We start from the raw sequence: 9246 nt of genomic DNA on the forward strand, positions 1-9246 counted from the left end.
GATCGCGCTAATTGTTAACGTCGTCGCAGCTTCACTGTTGTGCTAACAACGAGCATGCCTCAATCCATATCCGCAGGTCCACCCGTTTCAATTGCCAATTTCCGCCAATACCTGCCGCTATCTTGCGAAGGTTGCGAAGACGGTAATCAGCTTTACCGGTTCAGAAGTTACCCGCTGGTAATCGATTTACGCAGGTCAGTACGCCCGTACTGTTAAACCGGATGGCTCAGAGCGAGAAGATGCTGGCGACCGCTTTGGTCTCGTCGCCGACCGCATATGTGAGCGTTGTAACAGTGCGATCCGTCAGGTCCGCACCGAACTTGTCGGTCGAGCCCGCCGGGTGCACGTGTCTGATGATCTCCAGCTGGTCGCCCAGCGCCACGGGGAGATCGTGCTCGATGGTCACGCGCAGCGGTTCGGCCATCAATTGGGGCTGCGACGCGAGGTAGTCCTCGACGACTGACCAATAGACCGAATTGTTCATGTGGTCGAAGATGTCGATGTCGCTGACTCGGACCGGGTAGGCGCGGATGTCCTCGGCGTCTTCGCGGCTGCCCGGCTTCAGGTAGGCCTTCCACCGCAGTCGGTCGACGTCGGTGGTGCGTTGCAACCCCTCGAGAAAGTCCTCCGAGATGCGGGCCGGGCCCTGCGTCTCCCGGTTGATGTTGATCCAGAACGCCTCGGACTCGATCAGTCCGCCCTTGCGGCCATCGATGCGCACCCGCATCTCGCACCACCGGTTCGAGGTACCCGAACACCAGCGCCGTAGCCGCAGCATGTCCTTGAACTCGATGGGCTTGATCAAGTCCATCATCGTGCGACGCACGATCCACAGCGGGTGGGTCTCTTCGAACCCCATCTCGCGCAACTGGTCCGAGCCGATGTCCTGAATGTGCCGGGTGGCGGCGTCGAACTTCAGCCTGCCCTCGCGGTCGACGTCGGCCACTCGCAGCGGCCATTCGATGTCGAACACATCGGGATGCGGGTCGGGGACGGGCATCATCGCCTTGCCCAACCCGAATACCTGACCGGTGCTCACGATTCGTGATACTGCCACGAGCACCTGGCCTGCCAATCCTGCGAAGCGACTCTTCACAATCTCGTTATGCTTTCTGACGTGGGCAAAACGTTCGTGGGATCGCGCGTGCGCCAGCTTCGCAGCGAGCGCGGCTTCAGTCAGGCCGCGCTCGCCCAGATGCTCGACATCTCCCCGAGCTACCTCAACCAGATCGAGCACGACGTCCGCCCGCTGACGGTCGCGGTGCTGCTGCGCATCACCGAGGTGTTCGGCGTCGACGCGACCTTCTTCGCCAGCCACGACGACACCCGGCTGGTCGCAGAGCTCCGGGAAGTCGCCATGGACCGCGACGTCGGAATCGACATCGACGTCTCCGAGATCGCCGACATCGTCAGCACGCATCCGAGCCTCGCGCGGGCCATGGTCAACCTGCATACGCGCTACCGACTCACCACCACTCAGTTGGCAGCGGCGACCGAGGACCGGTTCTCCGACGGCAGCGGCAACGGGTCGATCACCATGCCCCACGAGGAAGTGCGCGACTACTTCTACCAACGCCAGAATTATCTGCACGAACTCGACACCGCCGCAGAGGATCTCACGATCCGGACCGGGATGCACCGCGCTGATCTGGCCCGCGAGCTGTCGGAGCGGCTCAGCGCGGTGCATGACGTGCGAATCGTCAAGCGCATCGACCGCGGCGACAATGTGCTGCACCGCTTCGACGCCGAAACGAAGACCTTGGAGATCAGCGGTCACCTCTCGTCGGGTCAACTCGTGTTCAAGCTGGCTGCCGAGTTGGCCTACCTGGAGTTCGGCGGGCTGATTGATGACCTGGTCGCCGAAGGCAATTTCACCAGCGCCGAGTCCCGGACGTTGGCGCGACTCGGGCTGGCCAACTACTTCGCCGCAGCGGTCGTGCTCCCGTACCGCCAGTTCCACCAAGTAGCCGAGAACTTCCGGTACGACGTCGAACGGCTATCGGCGTACTACTCGGTGAGTTATGAGACGATCGCGCACCGGCTATCCACGCTGCAGCGGCCCTCCATGCGGGGCGTGCCGCTGTCGTTCGTCAGGGTCGATCGGGCAGGCAATATGTCAAAGCGTCAGTCCGCCACGGGTTTTCACTTCTCGTCAAGTGGAGGCACCTGCCCGTTGTGGAACGTCTACGAGACGTTCGCCAACCCCGGCAAGATCCTCGTCCAGATCGCCCAGATGCCAGACGGCAGGCACTACATGTGGGTGGCGCGCACAGTGGAACGGCGGGCCTCGCGCTACGGCCAGCCCGGCAAGACGTTCGCCATCGGGCTCGGCTGCGAGTTACGTCATGCCCAGCGGTTGGTGTACTCGGAGGGGCTCGACCTGTCGAGCGAGGTCGGCACCCCCATCGGCGCGGGATGCCGGGTGTGCGAGCGGGACAACTGTCCGCAGCGCGCCTTTCCTGCGCTGGGACGGGCGCTCGATCTCGACGAGCATCGCAGCACCGTCTCCCCGTATCCGGTGAAGCATCCCTAGACTCGCTCGAGTGAGCGCACCTGAGTCTGCCCGCATCCCGGCCACCCGAAGCTTCCGTGAACTCGGCCCGATCGGCTGGGTCGCAGCGAGGGCCGGCGCCCGCGCCATTCGCGCACCGCGGTTCCGGCTGTTCGACACGATCGGCCAGCACAAGCTGCTGTTCCTGGCGTTCATGCCCTATGCGGGTGTGCTGCTCAACTGGGGCAAGTTGACTCGGCGTGACGCCGAATTAGTGATTCTGCGGGTCGGGCACCTGCGCAATAGCGAATACGAACTGCAGCAGCACCGTCGGTTGGCGCGGTCGCGGGGGCTGGACGATCAGACGCAGGCGAAGATCTTCGAAGGCCCCGACGCCGAGGGACTCACCGACCGCCAGCGCACCCTGATCACCGCGACCGACGAGTTCGTCATCACCCGATCGATGTCATCCGAGACGTGGTCGGCGTTGTCGTCGCACCTCGACCGCAAGCAATTGATCGAATTCTGTTTGCTGGCAGCACAATACGACGGACTGGCGGCGACCATCGCCACACTCAAGGTTCCGCTGGACTTCCCGGACTGACCTACAGGTAGGTCACGCCGAGCACGCTCAGTGAGAACAACACCGGCGAGATCGGCAGACACCAGAGGAACGCCGCCTTGGCGAACGCCCTCCGGCGGTGATACCGCAGGCCCAAGAGTCCACCAACCACGCCGATCACGACGCTGATGCCCGCGACGACCAGCACCCAGGCGTTGACGCTCGAGGTGTCGGTGGCGAACTTGATGCCCACCAGCCACAGGATGTGGCCGATGACCAAGCCGCCGATACCGGCGACGATCGTGGCTCTCAAGACGCTAGAAGTTGATCATGTGGCCGGCCAGGCCGTGGAAGCACTCTTGCAGGGCTTCCGACAGCGTGGGATGGGTGTGCACGTTGCGGGCAAGCTCGTTGACGGTGAGATCCCACTTCTGCGCGAGTGTGAGCTCGGGCAGAAGTTCGGACACGTCGTGCCCGATGAGGTGGCCGCCGAGTAGCTCGCCGTACTTGGCGTCAGCGATCAGCTTGACGAAGCCGCTGGGATCGCCGAGGCCGTGGGCCTTGCCGTTGGCGGTGAGCGGGAACTTCGCGACCTTGACGTCGTAGCCCTCGTCGCGCGCCTGCTGCTCGGTGAGCCCGAAGCTGGCGACCTGAGGCTGGCAGAAGGTCGCACGCGGCATCATCCGGTAGTCGCCGAGCGCCAGGGTCTCGGCACCCGCGATGGTCTCGGCCGCGACGACACCCTGCGCCTCTGCGACGTGGGCAAGCTGCAGCAACGCGGTCACGTCACCGATGGCGTAGATGTGCGGGACGTTGGTGTGCATGTACTCGTCGATCGCGATGGCCTTGCGATCGGTGAGCTTGACGCCCGTCGTCTCCAGTCCGAAGCCCTCGACGTTGGGCGCGAAACCGATGGCTTGGAGCACCTTGTCGGCGACGATCTCGTCGGTCTTGCCGTCCTTGCTGATGGCGACGGTGACCTTCTTGCCGTCATCGGTGATCGACTCCACCTTCGTGCCGGTGAGGATCTTGACGCCGAGCTTCTTGTACTGCTTCTCGATCTCCTTGGAGACCTCGGCGTCCTCGTTGGGTAGCGCCCGCGGCAGGAACTCGACGATCGTGACGTCCACGCCGTAGTTGCTCAAGACGTAGGCGAACTCCATGCCGATGGCACCCGCACCCGCGATGACAACGGAGCCCGGGAGCTCACGGCTCAGGATCTGCTCTTCGTAGGTGACGACGTTCTCCGACAACGACGTGCCGGGGACCAGGCGGGTGCTGCTGCCGGTCGCGATGATCGCGTTGTCGAAGGTGAGCGTCTCGGTGCCACCCTCGTTGAGCTCCACCGAGAGCGTGTTGGCGTCGGTGAACGTGCCGCGGCCGTGGACCTCGGTGATCTTGTTCTTCTTCATCAGGAAGTGCACGCCCGCGACGCGACCGTCGGCGACCTTGCGGCTGCGGTCGAATGCGGTGCCGTAGTCGAACGACGCCTCCCCGCTGATGCCGAAGAGCTTGGCTTCCTTGGTGAAGATGTGGGCCAACTCCGCGTTGCGCAGCAGCGCCTTCGACGGGATGCAGCCGACGTTGAGGCAGACGCCGCCCCAGTACTTCGGCTCGACGATGGCGGTGTTCAGCCCGAGTTGGGCGGCGCGAATGGCGGCCACATAACCGCCGGGGCCTGCACCTAGTACGACGACGTCATAGTGAGTCACGCCCCCAGCCTAATGGTCGGGCGAATCGGCCCCTAGGCCTGCACTGGCGCGGTCCGCGCGGCCGGGATCGGGCAGGCGTCCGCCGCTTCGGCGACGATGTGGGTACCGATGTCCCTGGGCCGTTCGCCACGCTCATACCGTGATCCAGTCACCGGCGGATCGGCGTCCAGCAGCCGGTTCTCCGCCTCGGTGTACGCGCGTCCGCGGCTGAGGAATCGCATGCCCTCTGGCGTCTCGAGGCTGAATCCGCCGCCGCGGCCCGGCACCACGTCGATCACCAGCTGGGTGTGCTTCCACGCCTCGAACTGACTGCCCGAGATCCACACCGGCACGCCACTACCCACATCGAGAATGCCCAGCAGGATGTCGCGGTCTCCGACGATGAACTCACCGTCCGGGTAGCACATCGGCGACGAGCCGTCGCAGCAGCCGCCGGACTGATGAAACATCAACGCGCCGTGGCGGTTCTGAAGCGTGCGCAAGAGCTCGGCGGCCGCCTCGGTGATCAGCGCCCGGCTAGGAGTCGCGCTCATCTAGAAGAACCCTTGGGCCTTGTTGGTGTAGGACACCAGCAGGTTCTTGGTCTGCTGGTAGTGGTCGAGCATCATCTTGTGGTTCTCGCGGCCGATGCCGGACTGCTTGTAGCCGCCGAAGGCGGCGTGCGCGGGGTAGGCGTGGTAGCAGTTGGTCCACACCCGGCCGGCCTTGATGTCGCGGCCGGCCCGGTAGGCGGTGTTGCCGTCACGGCTCCACACCCCGGCACCCAAGCCGTAGAGCGTGTCGTTGGCTTGTGCGATCGCATCGTCGTAATCGGTGAAGGACGTGACGGCGACGACGGGTCCGAAGATCTCCTCCTGGAAGATCCGCATCTTGTTGTTGCCCTCGAAGATGGTGGGCTGCACGTAGTAGCCGCCGGACAGGTCGCCGCCGAGTTCGGCCCGTTCTCCGCCGGTCACCACGCGCGCGCCTTCGCCCTTGCCGATCTCGATGTAGGACAACACCTTCTCGAGTTGATCGTTCGACGCCTGAGCGCCGATCATCGTCTCGGTGTCCAGCGGATCACCCTGGCGCACGGCCTTGGTGCGAATCGCGGCCTGGGTCAGGAACTCGTCGTAGATGTCGGCCTGAATCAGCGACCGGGACGGGCAGGTACACACCTCGCCCTGGTTGAGCGCGAACATCGTGAAACCTTCGAGCGCCTTGTCCTGGAAGTCGTCCACTTCAGCCATCACGTCGTTGAAGAAGATGTTCGGGCTCTTGCCACCCAACTCCAACGTCACCGGAATCAGGTTCTGCGATGCGTACTGCATGATCAGCCGCCCGGTGGTGGTCTCACCGGTGAACGCGATCTTGGCGATCCGGTTGCTGGAGGCCAACGGCTTGCCCGCTTCGACCCCGAAACCGTTGACTACGTTGAGGACTCCGGCGGGCAGCAAGTCCCCGATCAACGACATCAGGTACAGGATCGAGGCCGGAGTCTGTTCGGCGGGCTTGAGCACCACACAGTTGCCGGCGGCCAACGCGGGCGCCAACTTCCACGTCGCCATCAGGATGGGAAAGTTCCACGGGATGATCTGCCCGACCACGCCCAACGGCTCGTGGAAGTGGTAGGCCACGGTGTCCTCGTCGATCTGGGACAGCGAGCCCTCCTGCGCGCGGATGGCCCCGGCGAAGTACCGGAAGTGATCTACCGCCAACGGGATGTCGGCGTTCAGCGTCTCGCGGATGGGTTTGCCGTTGTCCCACGCCTCTGCCAACGCGATCGCTTCGAGGTTCTGCTCGATGCGGTCGGCGATCTTGTTCAGAATGTTGGCCCGCTCGGCCGGAGAGGTCTTCCCCCAGGCGGGCGCCGCCCCGTGCGCAGCATCCAGCGCCTTCTCGACGTCGACTTCATTCGAGCGCGGAATCTCGCAGAACGTCTGGCCTGTGACGGGCGTCGGGTTCTCGAAGTACGCTCCGCCAGAGGGTGGCACCCACTCCCCTCCGATGAAGTTGCCGTACCGCGACTCGAAGGTCATCAATGCGTCAGCGGCACCGGGGCGGGAAAATACAGTCATCGCGAGACTCCCTCGGTTCTAGATCGGGATCATCGAAAGGTGTTACATGGCTCACACTACGCCCGACGTTCACAGCGTCTCCGAGGATCAGGATCCCTGGCTGTGGCTGGAAGACGTCACCGGCGAGCAGGCCCTCGACTGGGTCCGTAGCCACAACGAGCCCACGGTCAAGGCGCTCGGCGGCGAGCGGTTCGAGCAGATGCGCGCCGAGGCGCTGGAGGTGCTCGACACCGACAGCCGCATCCCCTACATCCGGCGCCGCGGGGACTACCTGTACAACTTCTGGCGCGACGCGGCCAACCCGCGCGGGCTGTGGCAGCGCACGACGCTCGAGAGCTACCGCACCGATTCACCCGACTGGGACGTCGTGCTCGACCTGGACGCATTGGCCACCGCCGAGGACGAGAACTGGGTGTGGGGCGGTGCCGACGTCATCTACCCGGAACGCACGCGGGCGATGATCACGCTGTCCCGCGGCGGGTCGGACGCCGCCGTGGTACGCGAATTCGACATGCAGACAAGGAAGTTCGTCACCGGCGGGTTCGAGCTCCCCGAAGCGAAGGCCTCCACCAGCTGGGAGGACGAAGACACCCTCATTGTGTGCACCGACTTCGGCGAGGGCTCGATGACGGAGTCGGGCTACCCGCGCATCGCCAAACGCTGGCGGCGTGGGCAGCCTCTGGAGCAGGCCGAGCAGGTCTATGCGGCCGAGCCCACCGACATCCGCGTCATCGCAGGCGTCGACCGGACCCCCGGTTACGAGCATTTCCGGCTGGGCCGGTTCACCGACTTCTACAACGCCATCCGGTACGAGGTCCGCGACGGTGAACTGATCCTCATCGACGTGCCAACGGATTCGACCAGCTCGCTTCACCGTGACTGGATGCTGATCGAACTGCGCACCGAGTGGACAACCGGCGGCGCTACCTACCCCGCTGGCGCTCTGTTGGCAACAAACTTCGACGACTTCCTTTCCGGCACTGGGGAGCTCGCCGTCGTCTTCGCACCCGATGACCACACGTCACTGAGCCACTACGGGTGGACGTTGGACAAGCTCGTGCTGGTGACCCTGCGCGACGTAGCCAGCCATGTGGACATCGTCACCCCGGGTTCATGGAAAGCCGAAGCGGCCCAAGGTATTCCACCTGCAACCGCGACGGTGGTCGTCGACATCGACGACGAGGGCGACGAGGTCTTCTACGACTCGAGTGGATTCACCAGCCCGTCGCGCCTGGTGCGCGGCACCGCCGGTGGCGAGTTGGAGCAGCTGAAGTCCGCGCCCGCGTTCTTCGACGCCGATGGCATCGACGTCGCACAGCACTTCGCGACGTCGGCCGACGGCACTGCAATTCCCTACTTCGTCGTCGGGCAGCGATCCGAGCCCGCACCCACGATGCTCTACGGCTACGGCGGCTTCCAGAGCTCGATGACGCCTGGCTACGGCGGCGTCGTCGGCCGGTCGTGGTTGGCCCGCGGCGGCACCTACGTGCTCGCCAACATCCGCGGCGGCGGGGAATACGGACCCAACTGGCACAACCAGACGCTGCGCGAGGGCCGCCACCTGGTGAGCGAGGACTTCGCCGCCGTCGCAGCCGATCTCGTCGACCGTGGCATCACGACGGTCGACCGGCTCGGCGCGCAGGGGGGCAGCAACGGCGGCCTGTTGATCGGCATCATGCTGACGAAGTACCCCGAACTGTTCGGTGCGCTGGTGTGCAGCGTCCCGCTGCTCGACATGCGCCGTTTCCACCTCCTGCTGGCCGGCGCATCGTGGGTGGCCGAATACGGCGATCCCGACAATCCGGATGACTGGGAGTTCATCTCGAAATACTCCCCATACCAGAACATCTCGGCAGATCGCGAGTATCCGCCCGTATTGTTCACCACGTCGACCCGTGACGACCGGGTCCATCCTGGACATGCCAGAAAGATGGCGGCGGCACTCGAGGCGCTCGGCCACCGGGTGTACTACTACGAGAACATCGAGGGCGGTCACGGCGGCGCGGCCGACAACGCGCAGTCGGCGTTCAAGGCCGCGCTGACCTACGAATTCCTCTGGCAGATGCTGAGCGGGTAGCACCGCCTGAAAGCCGGAGTTTGCGCACGCTCGCCAAACTGCCAAAACTCTTCTGTCACTTCAGTTTCACACGTCACATCGCGAAAAAACTTGTCGGTGGTCGAATGTATGTTCGAAGTATGTCTGGGACGGCCGTACGGGAAGCGATCAGCGCGCTGCGCGACGCGCTCGCCGCCTGCGACCACGACGCCATGGCACTCACCGAACAGCTCGCGCACCTCGACGACCTGCAGACCCTGACCTGCCAACTACCCACCCAATTCCACCACCTGCTGGCCAGCCTGCAAGCCGAACACACCCCGAGGGAATTGGGCGCCAAGTCCTGGAACGAAGTGCTGCGCACCCGC

At 64.5% G+C, this 9246-nt stretch carries 8 protein-coding genes and 1 pseudogene; 4 read left to right on the forward strand and 5 right to left on the reverse strand.

The genetic code is table 11. The features are described from left to right. Positions 1-226: 226 nt before the first annotated feature. Positions 227-1003 carry an acyl-[acyl-carrier-protein] thioesterase gene (locus SLQ30_RS30860; protein WP_319450911.1) on the reverse strand — a complete coding sequence of 259 codons (777 nt, stop codon included), beginning with the start codon at positions 1001-1003 and terminating at the stop codon, positions 227-229. Between the two features lie 114 nt (positions 1004-1117). Here SLQ30_RS30860 and ramB point away from each other — a divergent pair, with 114 nt between their 5' ends. Next, positions 1118-2533: an acetate metabolism transcriptional regulator RamB gene (gene ramB, locus SLQ30_RS30865; protein ID WP_319450845.1), complete on the forward strand. Its 1416-nt coding sequence runs from the start codon at positions 1118-1120 to the stop codon at positions 2531-2533. 10 nt (positions 2534-2543) lie between these two features. After that, a complete protein-coding gene (locus tag SLQ30_RS30870) occupies positions 2544-3095 on the forward strand; it encodes a carboxymuconolactone decarboxylase family protein (protein WP_319450844.1) in 552 nt (183 codons plus the stop codon). Between the two features lies 1 nt (position 3096). Here SLQ30_RS30870 and SLQ30_RS30875 read toward each other — a convergent pair whose 3' ends face one another. Genes SLQ30_RS30875 through adh form a run of 4 tightly spaced genes read right to left on the reverse strand, consistent with a single transcriptional unit; the run spans position 3097 to position 6822 of the window. Further along, complete coding sequence (locus SLQ30_RS30875; RefSeq protein WP_319450843.1) at positions 3097-3366, reverse strand: hypothetical protein; 270 nt, start codon at positions 3364-3366, stop codon at positions 3097-3099. Between the two features lie 4 nt (positions 3367-3370). Then, the gene (gene lpdA / locus SLQ30_RS30880; protein WP_319450842.1) at positions 3371-4765 is read right to left on the reverse strand and encodes a dihydrolipoyl dehydrogenase; all 1395 of its coding nucleotides are present in this window, start codon (positions 4763-4765) and stop codon (positions 3371-3373) included. Positions 4766-4797: 32 nt separating this feature from the next. Beyond that, complete coding sequence (locus tag SLQ30_RS30885; RefSeq protein WP_319450841.1) at positions 4798-5298, reverse strand: DUF779 domain-containing protein; 501 nt, start codon at positions 5296-5298, stop codon at positions 4798-4800. Beyond that, positions 5299-6822, reverse strand: a complete 1524-nt coding sequence (adh, locus tag SLQ30_RS30890) for an aldehyde dehydrogenase (RefSeq protein ID WP_319450840.1) — start codon at positions 6820-6822, stop codon at positions 5299-5301. It lies immediately after the preceding gene. 46 nt (positions 6823-6868) lie between these two features. On the opposite strand from adh, the gene SLQ30_RS30895 reads away from it, so the two are divergent. Next, on the forward strand, positions 6869-8899 hold the full coding sequence (locus SLQ30_RS30895; RefSeq protein ID WP_319450839.1) for a prolyl oligopeptidase family serine peptidase: 2031 nt from the start codon (positions 6869-6871) through the stop codon (positions 8897-8899). Between the two features lie 119 nt (positions 8900-9018). Beyond that, positions 9019-9246: pseudogene (locus tag SLQ30_RS30900) on the forward strand (hypothetical protein); the annotation flags it as partial.

Source organism: Mycobacterium sp. RTGN4 (assembly GCF_033804635.1).
In the GTDB taxonomy this organism is placed as follows: domain Bacteria; phylum Actinomycetota; class Actinomycetes; order Mycobacteriales; family Mycobacteriaceae; genus Mycobacterium.